Origin of the sequence: Paraburkholderia tropica (assembly GCF_014171495.1) — a bacterium.
GTDB classification, from domain to species: Bacteria; Pseudomonadota; Gammaproteobacteria; order Burkholderiales; family Burkholderiaceae; genus Paraburkholderia; species Paraburkholderia tropica.
Genome location: NZ_CP049134.1, coordinates 1,852,826 through 1,864,824, shown reverse-complemented (window position 1 = coordinate 1,864,824; position 11,999 = coordinate 1,852,826). Strand labels below are relative to the sequence as shown.

Sequence of the window (11,999 nt, the reverse complement as noted above, 5' to 3'; positions counted from 1 at the left end):
TCGTCCGCTTGTTCGCGTGCTTCTCCGGCATGCGCGAAAAGAGGGCGCGCGCGGTCTCAGACGGCCGGAACGGCGGACTCGGGCGCGCTGCGATGGCCGGTCCAGTCGGCGAGCACCTGCTTGTCGAAGCGCCAGCCGATGGCCGGTGCGCTCACGGTCGCGCGCACGTGCGCGAGGAAGCTCTTGCGGGCGATTTCGTGGCCGCCGAGCGAGGCGAGATGCGCGGTGTTCTGCTGGCAGTCGATCAGCGCGACGCCGCTGCGGCGCAGATGCGCGACGAGCGCCGCGAGCGCGATTTTCGAGGCGTCGGTCATGGCGGCGAACATCGACTCGCCGAAGAACATCGTGCCGAGCGACACGCCGTAAAGACCGCCCACGCGGCGGCCCTCGAACCAGGTTTCGACGCTATGCGCCTCGCCGATCCGGTGCAGCGTGGAATAGGCATCGATCACATCGTTGGTGATCCAGGTGCCGCGCTGGCCATGACGCGGCGCGCTGGCGCAGGCGCGCATCACGGCGGCGAAATCGTCGTCGACGCGGACTTCCCAGGCCGGATCGCGCAGCACGCGCTTGAGGGTTTTCTTGAACGACGGCGAGACCTTGAAGTCGTCCGGACGCAGGATCATGCGCGGGTCCGGGCTCCACCAGAGCACCGGCTGGCCGTCGGAATACCACGGAAAAATGCCGTGCCGATAGGCGTCGACGAGCCGCGAGGGCAGCAGGTCGGCGCTCGCGGCGAGCAGGCCCGGCGCGCCGCTCGACGCGCCAAGGGCGCGTTCGACGGGCGGAAACGGTTCGTCGGGCGAAAGCCAGGGCACCATGGCCGCGGGCTCAGCCGTCGCGCAGCGAGCGCAGGACGTCGCCGGTGTGCAGGCCGTAGCTGCCCGACTGGCGATCGGCGAAGAAAAAGCGCAGGGTCTGGCCGACCGTCGGAAAGGCGATGTCGTCCCAGGGAATTTCGTGCTCTTCGAAGAGGCGGACTTCGAGGCTTTCCTCGCCCGCCGCGATGTCGAGATCGAGCAGACGCGCGAGATAGAACAGATGCACCTGATGCACGCGCGGCACGTTCAGCAGCGAAAAGAGGCTCTGCACCTCCACGCGCGCGCCGGCTTCCTCTAGCGTTTCGCGTGAGGCGGCCTCGGCGGTCGTCTCGCCCATCTCCATGAAACCCGCGGGCAGCGTCCAGTAGCCGTAGCGCGGCTCGATCGCGCGCCGGCACAGCAGCACCTTGTCTTCCCAAACGGGAACGGTGCCCACTACGTTGCGCGGATTCTGATAGTGGATAGTGCCGCAGTGCGAGCAGACGTAGCGTTCGCGGTTGTCGCCGGGCGGAACGAGCAGGCTGACCGCCTGACCGCAAGTCGAGCAGAATTTCATGGGCACGATAGGGGGATGGGTGATGCGAGTGTATCACCGCCGCGTGCGATGACGGGGGCGCGAACCGGAGGGGAAGGGAGCGACAAAAACAAAAAAGGGTTACACGCCAATGCGTTGTAACCCTTCTTTGTTTCCGACGAACAGCTTGCTGGTTGCGGGGACAGGATTTGAACCTGTGACCTTCGGGTTATGAGCCCGACGAGCTGCCAGACTGCTCCACCCCGCGTCCGTCAGAGAAAGCTATTATGAGGGCTAGGATCGAAGCTGTCAACAGAAAATAACGAAAAGCCTGCCGGGCGATTGCCGGCAGTTTGCGCGGGCTGCTTCAGTGGACCGCGCGCGGACCGACGCGGTCCGGCGAAAGGGCGCATTCGGACAACTTCGGGTGCCTTCAGCCACATCCGGCGCGCCAAACCGCCAGGCTAGAATCAGCGCTCAATTCCCTCAGTCTGACTCGCCCCCTATGGATATCGCCCACGATCTGCAAACGGTGACCGCGCAAGAGCGCGCGCTGGTGTTTCCCCGCTTCGACGCCGATCGCGCCTGGCAACTCGGCGCTCATCTGCGCGAGCTGGCCGTGGCGCGCTCGCATGCCGTCGCCATTGACGTGCGCACCTTCGGCCACACGCTGTTCTTCTGCGCGCTCGCCGGCACCTCGCCCGACAACGCCGACTGGGTGCGCCGCAAGTCGCGCGTCGTCGATCACTTCCGCCGCAGCTCGTACGCGATCGGCCTGCGCATGCAGCAAGCGGGCACGACGCTCGCCGAGAAACACGGTCTGCCGCTTTCCGAATACGCGACGCACGGCGGCGCGTTTCCGATCACTGTCGACGGCGTCGGCGTGATCGGCTCGGTGACCGTCTCGGGGCTGCCGCAGCGCAAGGACCACGAACTCGTCGTCGAGGCGCTGTGCGCGCAGCTCGGCGCCGACTACAGCCAGCTCGCGCTCGCGACGGTCTGACGCGATGCGCTCCTCTCCCTGGGTCCTGCTCGCGATCGCCATCGTCGCCGAAGTCATCGCCACGTCCGCGCTGCGCGCCTCGAACGGCTTTTCGCGGCTCGTGCCGTCGGCGGTCGTGGTGGTCGGCTATGGCGTGTCGTTCTACTGCCTCTCGCTGACGCTCAAGAGCCTGCCCGTGGGCATCGTCTATGCGGTGTGGTCGGGCGTCGGCATCGTGCTGATCACGCTCGTCGCGATGCTGTTCTTCAAGCAGGTGCCCGATCTGCCCGCGCTGCTCGGTCTCGGTCTGATCGTGGCCGGCGTGCTCGTGCTGAATCTGTTTTCGAAGATGCAGGCGCACTGATCAGCGTATCGATGCGCGCGCCCGCCGCATCGCGCTGTCTCGCGTGCCGCTCAGACCTCGGGCGGCACGATGCGGATTCCACATCCCGCCACCGTCGCGCGGCTTGTCTCGCCGTCGAGCGTGGCGGCGTCTTCCCAGACGCTGATCGCGCGCGCCACGTCGATGCCGTGCTGCTGTGCGTAGCTGAACCAGCGGTTCGCCGCCTGCGGTTCGGGTATCTCGTGGTCGTCCACGAAGTATCGGCCGTTCAGATGCGGTGCCATGTCGTGTCTGCTTGTCGGTTTGCCTGCTTGCGAAAGTGAAAGGGTGCGAGCGGCAAAGCGCGCCCCACCGCGGAGTGTTGGCAATTTTCGCACGCGCACCGTGCACGCAGGTGTCGAACCCGCTGCGCCACGAGTAACATAAAGCGCTCTTCCGTTTTCTGCCGGAGCGGATTTTCTTCTGCAAAATCGTCGAGCGGGGCCGCTTATGGATATCCGATTTCCCGGCGACGCGCCAGTCTGGCGCGACGCCAATCTCACCGTGGTGTTTCCCGCGCTGGTCGACGGCGCGCGCGTGCCGTGCGCGATTTCCGTCGAGGCGCTCGAGGATCACTTCGGCGCGAACGCCGCCGTCCGCGAAGCCTGGATGGAGGCGTTCGACGCGGGCCGTCCGCGCATCGAAGCCGTGGCGCGCGCGCATCTCGAACTGAGCAACGGCACGCCCGTGCTGCTCAAGAGCGGGCACTTTCCGCCGGGCAGTTTGCTGTCGTGACAGGGTCCTCCGGCAGTCCTGAATAGTTTCGCGCGCAGGAGGATCGGGCCGATGGGCCTCACCGAACCGAAAGTTCGCCGCGCCGCCGCGCAGCGTCTCGAACTGCGCGAACGGATTCTCGACGCCTCGCGCCGCATCGTGATGCGCGAGGGCCTGGCCGCGCTGTCGATGCGCAAGATCGCCGACGCCATCGGCTATTCGCCCGCGTCGCTCTATCTGCACTTCGCGAATCGCGACGATATCGTGCGCGCGCTGGGCCGCGAAGGCCACGCGCACCTGCTCGCGCATCTCGCGCCGTTTGCGCGTATCGACGATCCGCGCGCGCGTCTTGAGGCGCTCGCGCACGGCTACGTCGCGTATGGCTGCGATCATCCGCAGGCGTACCGGTTGATGTTCAGCGAAGCGGAAGCGGCGGCGACGGAGGCGGATCTCCCCAGCGAGCGCGCGCCGTCGTTGTTCGCGCCGACGCTGCAGACGCTCGCGGACGCGCAGCAACGTCGTATCGATTCCACATCGCTCGCGTGTGCGCTCCAGGCGATGCTGCACGGCGTGGTCGCGCTGGCGTCGCGCGATCCGGCGTTGGCGAGCGAGGCGCAGCGCAGGCAAACCGTCGACGTCGCGCTCGATGCGTGGTTCGGTCCGCGCGAGCCGGAACAGCACGACGGACAGAACGGGCAGAGCGATCGCGACAGCGCCGCCGCGCCTGCCCGCAAGCCGACGAAAGCCGGCGCGACGTGATAGCCTCGCGAGGCGCTGCCGCGTGTCCGGATGGCCGCGCGCGTCATTTCTTCGTGCTTTCCGTGTTGCCGATCACCATGTCCCAGCCCAGCCCGTCGTCCAGCCCTGTTTCCGCCGATCACGAACAGCACGTGCGCACGCGCGTCGCGAACCGCATCGGCTATATCGAACTCGATCGCCCGCAGGCGCTCAACGCATTGTCGACCGCGATGGTCGATGCCATGCAGGACGCGCTCGACCGCTGGCGCGATGACCCCGATGTGCTCGCAGTCGTCGTGCGCACGCCGCATCCGCGTGCGTTCTGCGCGGGCGGCGACATCCGTTTTCTCTACGAGTCATTTCGCGCGGGCGATCAGGCCGCGCTCGACACGTTCTTCATCGACGAATATCGGCTCGATCACGCGATCTTCAGCTATCCGAAGCCGTATATCGCCTTGCTCAATGGCGTCGTGATGGGCGGCGGCATGGGCATTTCGCAGGGCGCGCATCGCACGGGCGGGCTGCGTCTGGTCGGCGCGACGACGCGCATGGCCATGCCCGAAACGCGCATCGGCCTCTTTCCCGACGTGGGCATGGGCTGGCTGCTCGCGCGCACGCCGGGCGCGCTCGGCCGCTATCTCGCTGTGACGGGCGAAACGATCGACGCGGCCAGCGCGCTTTACGCCGGGCTCGCCGACGTCTTTCTCGACGAGTCCGCGTGGCCCGCGCTGCTCGACACCTTGCAGACCGAGACGTTCGTGACGGGCGCCGACGTAATCGAGCGCATCCGGCGCGCGGCGTTGCCTGCGCAAGAGGCGCGGCGGCGGGCGTCGGAATCGGCGCTGGCGATTGCGCGTGCGTGGATCGACCGGCATTTCTCGCAGCCGGATGTGGGCGCGATCCTCGCCTCGCTCGACGCCGCGAGGCAGGCGGGGAAGGGCTCGGAAAGCGAGTGGGCCGAGCAGACGATCGGCGTGTTGCGCGAGCGCTCGCCGTTATCGATGGCGGTCTCGCTGGAGGCGGTGTCGCGCGCCGAAGGATCGATGGCCGACGTGCTGCGCCGCGATCTCGATCTCACGCGTTCGAGCTTTGCGCGCGGTGACGTGATGGAAGGCATCCGCGCGCGCATCATCGACAAGGACAATCGTCCGAACTGGCGCTTCGCGCGCGTGGAAGACGTGCGGGCCGCGGACGTGAACGCGATGTTCGAGAGTCCGTGGAGTTTGACTGACCATCCGTTGCGCGCGTTGCCGGATTGAGTCCGGCGAGCCGGCGGAGCGGCCAAGGCAGGTAACGTAACAAAAGCCGCGAGACGAGCGAGCGGCGCGCGATGCGCCGCATACGACGGCGAGGCTCAGTCCTCGTCGGTTTCGCTCATGAAGGCGCGCATGAAGACGAGCGCGCCCCATCCCCAGACGGCATTCGACGCAAAGCCCGTGGCGAGGCGCGGCAGCATGTTGCCGCTCGGCCAGATGCCGCGCAGCGGATCGATCGCGAACACCATCGCGGCCGTGAGCACGATGCCGCCGAACACGAACGCCTGCACCCAGGGCGCGGGCCGCGACGGCGACACACGCAGCAGCCACGCCATCAGGATCGCCCAGCACGCGCTGAAAATCGCATTGACGAGAAACTCGGGCAGGCCGAGCGGGGCGAACGGCTCGGTCGAGAAACCGGTGATGTCGACGACCTGTGCCGCGTGCAGCAGCGCCAGCGTGGCTTCGCGAAAGAACAGCGACGCGAGAAAGCCGGAAACGAACGGCAAAATCAGTTTTTGCATGTGAACGGGCGAGAGTGGCTGAGCCGCGCCAGGCACGCGCAAGGCGCACCGCACGGCTTGATTCTTGATCGCGCCATTATATCGGCGCGCGCTGCGCGACCGTATGCCGCGTACGCTAAAGCGTCGCGTAAAGCACGAAAGTGGAAAAACTAAGCTCAAAAAAATCGTTCGCAACCCCAGGGCCGATCCCTAGACTGAGTCCCCATGTAGACGGCGCGGCCGTCGTAATCCCTTTCGACTCACGTCTCGAACGATTAGCAGGAGCTTCGCATGAATGTGTTCTGGTTCATCCCGACCCACGGTGACAGCCGCTATCTGGGCACCACCGCAGGCGCGCGCGCAACGGATCTCGCTTACTTCCAGCAGGTCGCGGTCGCGGCCGACTCGCTCGGCTACGAAGGCGTGCTGCTGCCGACGGGACGTTCGTGCGAAGACGCGTGGGTGGTGGCATCGAGCCTGATCGCGGCCACGCGGCGCCTGAAGTTTCTCGTCGCCGTACGCCCCGGTCTGTCGTCGCCGGGTCTGGCCGCGCGCATGGCCGCCACGTTCGACCGGCTGTCGAACGGGCGTCTCCTGATCAACGTGGTGACGGGCGGCGATACGGCCGAACTCGAAGGCGATGGCGTGTTCGTCGATCACGACACGCGCTATGAAATCACCGACGAATATCTGCACATCTGGCGCAAGCTGCTCGCCGCTTCGCATACCAACGAGGCGATCGATTTCGAGGGCAAGCATCTGCAATCGAAGGGCGGCAAGGCGCTCTACCCGCCGGTGCAGCATCCGCATCCGCCGCTGTGGTTCGGCGGTTCGTCGGCGGCTGCGCACGAGATCGCCGGCGAGCACATCGACACGTATCTGACGTGGGGCGAGCCGCCCGAAGCGGTCGCGAAGAAGATCGCCGACATTCGCGAGCGCGCGGCGCAGAAGGGCCGCAAGATCCGCTTCGGGATTCGTCTGCACGTGATCGTGCGCGAGACCGAAGAGGAAGCGTGGGCGGCCGCCGACAAACTCATCAGCCATCTCGACGACGAGACCGTTGCGCGCGCGCAGGCCGCGTTCGGCCGGATGGATTCGGAAGGGCAGCGCCGCATGGCCGCGCTGCACGGCGGCAAGCGCGGTTCGCGCAAGGATCTCGAGGTCTATCCGAATCTGTGGGCGGGCGTGGGCCTCGTGCGCGGCGGGGCCGGCACGGCGCTGGTCGGCAATCCGGAACAGGTGGCGGCGCGCATGAAGGAGTACGCGGATCTCGGGATCGAGACCTTCATTCTTTCGGGTTATCCGCATCTTGAGGAATCCTACCGCTTTGCCGAACTGGTGTTCCCGCTGCTGCCGGGACGTCAGGCGAAGCAGTCGGACGGTCCGCTGTCGGGTCCGTTCGGCGAGGTGGTCGGCAATCACTATCTGCCGAAAGCCAGCCAGAGCTAAGGCCGTTTTCCGCGCATTAACCAGCTTCAATCGCGTTGCGGCGCGATGCAACAAGGAGAACGTTCCGATGACTCAATCCGCTGCAACCGCAACGGTGACCGCAAGCGTCGCGCCGCGCGGCGCGCGCGCCAATACCGCGCTGCTGCGCAAAGCGTTTGCGCGACTCGCGCCGTGGCTGCTGCCGCTCGCGATCCTCGCGGCCTGGGAACTGGCCGCGCGTGTCGGCGTGCTGTCGACGCGCGTGCTGCCCGAGCCGCTCGCGGTCGTGAAGGCCGCGTGGTCGCTGATCCAGTCGGGCGAAATGCTGCAGGACGTGCGCGTGAGTACGTGGCGCGCGGTCTCGGGTTTCGCGATCGGCGGCGGCATCGGTCTCGCGCTCGGACTCGCCACGGGCCTGTTCAAGCCGGTCGAAACCGCGCTCGATTCGACCATCCAGATGATCCGCAACATTCCCGCGCTCGCGATGATTCCGCTCGTGATCCTCTGGTTCGGCATCGAAGAGGAAGCGAAGGTGTTTCTCGTCGCGCTGGGTGTGTTCTTTCCGGTGTACGTGAACACGTTTCACGGTATCCGCTCGGTCGACCAGAACCTCGTGGAGATGGCGCGCAGTTATGGCCTCAAGGGTTTCGCGCTCTATCGCGAAGTGATCCTGCCGGGCGCGCTGCCTTCGATTCTCGTCGGCGTGCGCTTCGCGCTCGGGCTGATGTGGGTCACGCTGATCGTCGCCGAAACGATTTCCGCGCAGTCGGGCATCGGCTACATGACGATGAACGCGCGTGAGTTCCTGCAAACCGATGTGGTGGTGGTCGGCATTCTGCTGTACGCGGCGCTCGGCAAACTCGCCGACTGGCTCGCCAAGTGGCTCGAGCGCGTGGCGCTGCGCTGGCACCCCGCCTATCAACGAGGAAGCGACGCATGAACGCAAGTACCTTGACGTCCGGTCTCAGCGGCATCGCCGGCCGCGATCTCGAAGCGGAGATCGAACAGCCGCGCGTACAGGCGCGCGAGGCGAACGAAACGGCACATGACTTCGCGCGTGAAGCGGCGGTGACGGCGCGCACGCAGACGCAGCCTCAGGATGCGTCGGTCGAATTGCGCGGCGTGGGCAAGCGCTACGGCGATCGCGTGGTGCTCGACGATTTCAATCTCTCCATCGAGCGCGGCAGTTTCGTCGCGATCGTGGGCCGCAGCGGCTGCGGCAAGTCCACGCTGCTGCGTCTCGTGGCCGGACTGGAGCAGCCGGATGCGGGCGAGCTGACGCGTCGCGGCGAAGCGGGCGCAGCGCTCGATACGCGCATCATGTTTCAGGACGCGCGTCTGCTGCCCTGGAAAACGGTGCTGCAGAACGTGATGCTGGGCCTTGGCCGTGGTGCTCGCGACGACGCCCGCGCCGTGCTCGACGAAGTGGGCCTGCTCGCGCGCGCCGACGAATGGCCCGCGCGTTTGTCGGGCGGCCAGCGTCAACGTGTGGCACTGGCGCGTGCGCTGGTGCATCGCCCGAGCCTGCTGCTGCTCGACGAACCGCTGGGCGCGCTCGACGCGCTCACGCGCATCGAAATGCATGCGCTGATCGAGCGTCTGTGGCGCGAGCATCGCTTCACGGCGTTGCTGGTCACGCACGACGTGCACGAAGCCGTTGCGCTCGGTGATCGCATTCTGCTGGTCGAGCAGGGGCGTATCGCGCTCGATCAGAACGTCCCGCTCGAACGTCCGCGTGCCCGCGCCGATGCGCGCTTCGCGGCGCTCGAAGAAAGCGTGTTGCAGCGTGTGCTCGGCAGCACGCCGGGCGCGGCGGCGCAGCTGCCGCAGGCGAACGCGCGACCGCACGGACTGCATCCGACCGACGTGCGCTGGGCGCTGTGAAGCCTTTGGGCCCGTTGAACCGGCTGAATCTGTCGAATCGTTTGAACCTCAATCACCCGTCATTTCAGAACGAACTTTTGGAGTCGAATTCATGAGCATTTCCGCCATCAACGTGCGCAACCAGTTTCGCGGCAAAGTGAAGGAAATCATTCGCGGACCCGTGGTGTCCGAAGTCGACGTCGACACGCCGTTCGGCGTGGTGACCTCGGTGATCACGACGCGCTCGATCGACGAGCTCGACCTCAAGGTGGGCTCGGAAGTGGTCGCGCTGGTGAAGTCGACCGAGGTGTCGATCGCGCGTCTGTAAGCGCGGCGTGATCACTTCGGTGATCACCGCAGTTGTCGTTCGTGTGTGATCGTTCCGGGCGGCTCGCGCGGGCATTCGTTTGCCTGCGTGGGCGCGAGCGTCGCGGGGCCCGGCCGGAGTGGAAGTGCTAGCATGGATCGGCCAGCCACGACAGCCACGAGGGAGAACGATCATGGAGCCGAAGGGCATCGACATGGGCGACTACGAGGAACGCTACAACGGCTACGACATTGAAGTGGCCGTCGAGCAGATCCTCACGGGCGTGAAGGCGCACTATCGCGTGCTCAAGGACGGCGCCGTGCGCAAGGATTGGGAACTGGTCCACATCGAGCGGCTCTGGCCGACCGAGCACGCCGCCGCCGAAGCGGGTTTTGCCGCCGCGCGCGCCTGGATCGACAGCGGGGCAGCGGCATAACCGCTCGCGCGGGTAGCCGAGACCGCGCACATCAACGAATTCTTCCGATTGCCCGGATGCGCAACCGCGCAAAAAAATGCCGCGCCCGCAAACGGGCACGGCCGAGTAAAAGCAGAGGGCAACCAGCAACGCGAGCGAAACTGGGGAGAGGCCCTTGCCTTCGATCAGGTTACAAAGTACCAAATCGCTCGCTCGCTGTATATAGACAGATATTTCGAATCGTTACTATCGGGTAATTACTACCGATAGGCGGATCGCTGTCTGACAGCGAAATTCCTGCTCGACGTGCTCCCATGCCGCACAGCGACTAAGATGGGCCGATCCGAAGGAGAGCCGCCCATGTGTACGAACTACGCCGCTGCGCGCCGCGATCGACTGTTCCGGCATTTCGGCGTCGAGCCGCCCGATAGCCCGTGGCGCGACGACATCTACAAGGACTACGCCGCGCCGATCATCCGCAGGATCGACGGCGCGACGCAAGCGAGTCTCGCGACCTTCGGCATGGTGCCGCGCAGGCACATTCCGCCCGGCGTGCGCGTGTTCGACACGATGAATGCGCGTGCGGAATCGGTCGGCGAAAAGCGTTCGTTCAGCGGCGCGTGGAAGCGCCAGCAACGGTGTCTTGTGCCGTGCGAGGCCTTTTTCGAGCCGAATTACGAGAGCGGCAAGGCGGTGCGCTGGCGCATCGCGCTGGCGTCGGGCGAGCCGTTCGCGATTGCGGGGCTCTGGCGCGAATGGGAGGAGGCGGTGGAGGAGGGCGAGACGGCGCGTCGCGCGGTTTCGTTCACGATGCTCACGGTGAACGCCGATTCGCATCCGCTGATGAGCCGCTTTCACAAGCCGGGCGACGAGAAGCGCTCAGTCGTGATCGTGCCGCCGCAGGAATACGAGAACTGGCTGGCTAGCCGCTCGACCGACGAGGCGCGTTCGTTTTTTACGCTCTATCCGGCGGAGTCGATGATGGCCGAGCCGTTTCCCGCGCCACCGCGCGCCGCGAAACCGCATGAAGCCGATACGGACATTCCTTCTCTAGAACCCGGTTTCGGCGACGCGGCCTCAAACTGATGCCGTGGCGTTCGCGCGGATCGCGGGCCGAAGGCGTCGCAGCATTTTCAATCCACGCCATGATGTCTCGCCGGTTTTACTTCGCATCACGAACAAAACAGCGTGAGCCGTGCTGGAGACCGCGCGCCGGAACGCCTTGAGATCCTTGTGTGCGATCGACGGCAAACGCTCGCCATGCAGCATCGAGAACAGCGTGAACTGCTGGCCGATGGCGTGCAGCTGACGCTTGCGGCCTTCGGCGCGGCGTTGCGTCGAGCTGGGGATGTTTGTCGTGACGGCGGGCGACGCGTTCGCCGAGGCGTTGGCGCGCGTCACGCGCTTGGGCACGGATGCGCCGACGGCATTGTTGTCGTGCTGCCGATACTTGATGTGCGGTTTGTCGACGTGCGTGATCGCGCCGAACGAGGCGACCACCATCGCGAGCCACCAGTCGTGCATGACGATGCCGGCCGGAAACGGCGTGGCCAGTTCGATGGCGGCGCGATTGAGCAGCATTGAGCAGCCGGGAATATGGTTGCTCAACAGAAAATCGCGCAGGCGCGAGGCGTCGCGCGATTTGCCGTTCTGGTCGAAGTACGACTTCGAGATACGCGACAAGGTGTGATCGACGACTTCGATGTCGCAATACGCGAGCATCGGCAGCGCGTGACCGCGTTGCGATTCCTGGGCGCGAAGGGCGCGCACCATGTCCTCGATCTTGTCGGCGGACCAGACGTCGTCCTGATCGGCGAGCGCGACGTAGGCGCCTTCGCAGCCCGCGACGGCGCGGCCGAAATTGCCGACGATACCCAAACGTTCGCCGCTCGAGACGATGCGGATGGTCAGCGCGCCGCGCCAGTTGCGCAGTACGTCGAGCGTGTCGTCGGTGGAGCCGTCATCGGAAACGACGAGTTCGAGACGCGGCCACGTCTGCGATTCGATCGAAGCGAGCAACTCGGGCAGGTAGCGGGCGCCGTTGTAGGTGGCGAGTGCGATGGACACAAGCGGGAT

The 11,999-nt window shown here is 66.0% G+C and carries 16 protein-coding genes and 1 tRNA gene; 11 read left to right on the top strand and 6 right to left on the bottom strand.

Annotated elements, in window-relative coordinates; all coding sequences use genetic code 11:
* Positions 1-56 precede the first annotated feature (56 nt).
* The 3 genes from aat to G5S35_RS08460 all read right to left on the bottom strand — a co-directional run bounded on the left by aat (position 57) and on the right by G5S35_RS08460 (position 1,603).
* Positions 57-821 carry a leucyl/phenylalanyl-tRNA--protein transferase gene (gene aat / locus G5S35_RS08470; RefSeq protein WP_065063244.1) on the bottom strand — a complete coding sequence of 255 codons (765 nt, stop codon included), beginning with the start codon at positions 819-821 and terminating at the stop codon, positions 57-59.
* Between the two features lie 10 nt (positions 822-831).
* Positions 832-1,377, bottom strand: a complete 546-nt coding sequence (locus G5S35_RS08465) for an NUDIX hydrolase (protein ID WP_065063246.1) — start codon at positions 1,375-1,377, stop codon at positions 832-834.
* Between the two features lie 149 nt (positions 1,378-1,526).
* Positions 1,527-1,603: transfer RNA gene (locus tag G5S35_RS08460), tRNA-Met, on the bottom strand.
* Between the two features lie 237 nt (positions 1,604-1,840).
* On the opposite strand from G5S35_RS08460, the gene G5S35_RS08455 reads away from it, so the two are divergent.
* Together G5S35_RS08455 and G5S35_RS08450 are read left to right on the top strand one after the other, a co-directional pair.
* Positions 1,841-2,338: a heme-degrading domain-containing protein gene (locus tag G5S35_RS08455; protein WP_065063248.1), complete on the top strand. Its 498-nt coding sequence runs from the start codon at positions 1,841-1,843 to the stop codon at positions 2,336-2,338.
* Between the two features lie 4 nt (positions 2,339-2,342).
* Entirely contained in the window at positions 2,343-2,681 is a 339-nt protein-coding gene (locus G5S35_RS08450) for a DMT family transporter (RefSeq protein WP_065063249.1), read from the top strand.
* 50 nt (positions 2,682-2,731) lie between these two features.
* On the opposite strand, the gene G5S35_RS08445 is transcribed toward G5S35_RS08450, so the two are convergent.
* On the bottom strand, positions 2,732-2,944 hold the full coding sequence (locus G5S35_RS08445) for a hypothetical protein (protein WP_065063251.1): 213 nt from the start codon (positions 2,942-2,944) through the stop codon (positions 2,732-2,734).
* Between the two features lie 205 nt (positions 2,945-3,149).
* On the opposite strand from G5S35_RS08445, the gene G5S35_RS08440 reads away from it, so the two are divergent.
* From G5S35_RS08440 to G5S35_RS08430, 3 genes are all read left to right on the top strand, one after another.
* Complete coding sequence (locus G5S35_RS08440; protein WP_065063253.1) at positions 3,150-3,434, top strand: DUF1488 family protein; 285 nt, start codon at positions 3,150-3,152, stop codon at positions 3,432-3,434.
* Between the two features lie 51 nt (positions 3,435-3,485).
* Complete coding sequence (locus G5S35_RS08435; protein ID WP_074984274.1) at positions 3,486-4,172, top strand: TetR/AcrR family transcriptional regulator; 687 nt, start codon at positions 3,486-3,488, stop codon at positions 4,170-4,172.
* 77 nt (positions 4,173-4,249) lie between these two features.
* Positions 4,250-5,410, top strand: a complete 1,161-nt coding sequence (locus G5S35_RS08430; protein WP_183038200.1) for an enoyl-CoA hydratase/isomerase family protein — start codon at positions 4,250-4,252, stop codon at positions 5,408-5,410.
* Between the two features lie 95 nt (positions 5,411-5,505).
* Here G5S35_RS08430 and G5S35_RS08425 read toward each other — a convergent pair whose 3' ends face one another.
* Positions 5,506-5,931 (bottom strand): hypothetical protein, encoded by a 426-nt coding sequence (locus G5S35_RS08425; RefSeq protein ID WP_065063257.1) that lies wholly within the window; start codon positions 5,929-5,931, stop codon positions 5,506-5,508.
* Between the two features lie 270 nt (positions 5,932-6,201).
* Between G5S35_RS08425 and ssuD the strand changes: the two genes are divergently transcribed.
* The 6 genes from ssuD to G5S35_RS08395 all read left to right on the top strand — a co-directional run bounded on the left by ssuD (position 6,202) and on the right by G5S35_RS08395 (position 11,009).
* Complete coding sequence (gene ssuD, locus G5S35_RS08420; protein WP_065063259.1) at positions 6,202-7,359, top strand: FMNH2-dependent alkanesulfonate monooxygenase; 1,158 nt, start codon at positions 6,202-6,204, stop codon at positions 7,357-7,359.
* Between the two features lie 67 nt (positions 7,360-7,426).
* Positions 7,427-8,278 carry an aliphatic sulfonate ABC transporter permease SsuC gene (gene ssuC, locus G5S35_RS08415; protein WP_065063261.1) on the top strand — a complete coding sequence of 284 codons (852 nt, stop codon included), beginning with the start codon at positions 7,427-7,429 and terminating at the stop codon, positions 8,276-8,278.
* Positions 8,275-9,222, top strand: a complete 948-nt coding sequence (locus G5S35_RS08410) for an ATP-binding cassette domain-containing protein (protein WP_124262460.1) — start codon at positions 8,275-8,277, stop codon at positions 9,220-9,222. The genes ssuC and G5S35_RS08410 overlap by 4 nt, the downstream gene beginning before the upstream one ends.
* A 91-nt stretch (positions 9,223-9,313) precedes the next feature.
* Positions 9,314-9,529, top strand: coding sequence for a TOBE domain-containing protein (locus tag G5S35_RS08405; RefSeq protein WP_028229590.1), 216 nt, complete (start codon positions 9,314-9,316; stop codon positions 9,527-9,529).
* 172 nt (positions 9,530-9,701) lie between these two features.
* Positions 9,702-9,944, top strand: a complete 243-nt coding sequence (locus G5S35_RS08400; RefSeq protein ID WP_065063265.1) for a hypothetical protein — start codon at positions 9,702-9,704, stop codon at positions 9,942-9,944.
* Positions 9,945-10,283: 339 nt separating this feature from the next.
* Positions 10,284-11,009, top strand: coding sequence for an SOS response-associated peptidase (locus G5S35_RS08395; RefSeq protein ID WP_065063267.1), 726 nt, complete (start codon positions 10,284-10,286; stop codon positions 11,007-11,009).
* On the opposite strand, the gene G5S35_RS08390 is transcribed toward G5S35_RS08395, so the two are convergent.
* Complete coding sequence (locus tag G5S35_RS08390) at positions 11,001-11,990, bottom strand: glycosyltransferase family 2 protein (protein WP_183038199.1); 990 nt, start codon at positions 11,988-11,990, stop codon at positions 11,001-11,003. The two genes, G5S35_RS08395 and G5S35_RS08390, sit on opposite strands and share 9 nt — an antisense overlap.
* Positions 11,991-11,999: the final 9 nt, after the last annotated feature.

What these genes read in the sequence shown, in the direction of transcription:
- aat (WP_065063244.1), bottom strand. Translation starts at nt 821, where the DNA reads ATGGTGCCCTGGCTTTCGCCCGACGAACCGTTTCCGCCCGTCGAACGC.
- G5S35_RS08465 (WP_065063246.1), bottom strand. Translation starts at nt 1,377, where the DNA reads ATGAAATTCTGCTCGACTTGCGGTCAGGCGGTCAGCCTGCTCGTTCCG.
- G5S35_RS08455 (WP_065063248.1), top strand. Translation starts at nt 1,841, where the DNA reads ATGGATATCGCCCACGATCTGCAAACGGTGACCGCGCAAGAGCGCGCG.
- G5S35_RS08450 (WP_065063249.1), top strand. Translation starts at nt 2,343, where the DNA reads ATGCGCTCCTCTCCCTGGGTCCTGCTCGCGATCGCCATCGTCGCCGAA.
- G5S35_RS08445 (WP_065063251.1), bottom strand. Translation starts at nt 2,944, where the DNA reads ATGGCACCGCATCTGAACGGCCGATACTTCGTGGACGACCACGAGATA.
- G5S35_RS08440 (WP_065063253.1), top strand. Translation starts at nt 3,150, where the DNA reads ATGGATATCCGATTTCCCGGCGACGCGCCAGTCTGGCGCGACGCCAAT.
- G5S35_RS08435 (WP_074984274.1), top strand. Translation starts at nt 3,486, where the DNA reads ATGGGCCTCACCGAACCGAAAGTTCGCCGCGCCGCCGCGCAGCGTCTC.
- G5S35_RS08430 (WP_183038200.1), top strand. Translation starts at nt 4,250, where the DNA reads ATGTCCCAGCCCAGCCCGTCGTCCAGCCCTGTTTCCGCCGATCACGAA.
- G5S35_RS08425 (WP_065063257.1), bottom strand. Translation starts at nt 5,931, where the DNA reads ATGCAAAAACTGATTTTGCCGTTCGTTTCCGGCTTTCTCGCGTCGCTG.
- ssuD (WP_065063259.1), top strand. Translation starts at nt 6,202, where the DNA reads ATGAATGTGTTCTGGTTCATCCCGACCCACGGTGACAGCCGCTATCTG.
- ssuC (WP_065063261.1), top strand. Translation starts at nt 7,427, where the DNA reads ATGACTCAATCCGCTGCAACCGCAACGGTGACCGCAAGCGTCGCGCCG.
- G5S35_RS08410 (WP_124262460.1), top strand. Translation starts at nt 8,275, where the DNA reads ATGAACGCAAGTACCTTGACGTCCGGTCTCAGCGGCATCGCCGGCCGC.
- G5S35_RS08405 (WP_028229590.1), top strand. Translation starts at nt 9,314, where the DNA reads ATGAGCATTTCCGCCATCAACGTGCGCAACCAGTTTCGCGGCAAAGTG.
- G5S35_RS08400 (WP_065063265.1), top strand. Translation starts at nt 9,702, where the DNA reads ATGGAGCCGAAGGGCATCGACATGGGCGACTACGAGGAACGCTACAAC.
- G5S35_RS08395 (WP_065063267.1), top strand. Translation starts at nt 10,284, where the DNA reads ATGTGTACGAACTACGCCGCTGCGCGCCGCGATCGACTGTTCCGGCAT.